Source organism: uncultured Tenacibaculum sp., assembly GCF_947502995.1.
GTDB lineage: Bacteria > Bacteroidota > Bacteroidia > Flavobacteriales > Flavobacteriaceae > Polaribacter.
This window is the reverse complement of the sequence record NZ_CANNBW010000076.1, coordinates 1-303: the sequence shown is the minus strand read 5'-3', so window position 1 is coordinate 303 and position 303 is coordinate 1. Positions and strand designations below refer to the sequence as shown.

The 303-nt window shown below is 37.3% G+C and carries 1 protein-coding gene; it reads right to left on the bottom strand.

The genetic code is table 11. The features are described from left to right. Positions 1–303 (bottom strand): hypothetical protein (locus Q1A46_RS20805; protein ID WP_299683580.1); only part of this gene is annotated, 303 nt, incomplete at both ends.

Genomic DNA, 303 nt, shown 5'->3' with positions numbered 1-303 from the left:
CCTGTATATGGCGTACTACTATCAAAGATAATCTCTACTGCTGCTGTACTTGATCCGAAACAAACAACTGGTGCTGTTTGAGTTACATTGATTAAGTGATCTGGTACATCAACAACTTCATAACTCGCACTTAACTCACAACCTGTAACTGGATGTGTAACTGTTACTGTGTAAACTCCTGCTGATAATCTTGTTGTATTCGTAAAACTAACTCCACTATCAACAGTATTGATTGTCTCAACTGGAGCTCCTGTACTATCTGAAATAACTACTGTAGCTCCTGTTACTGTTAAACTTGAATTA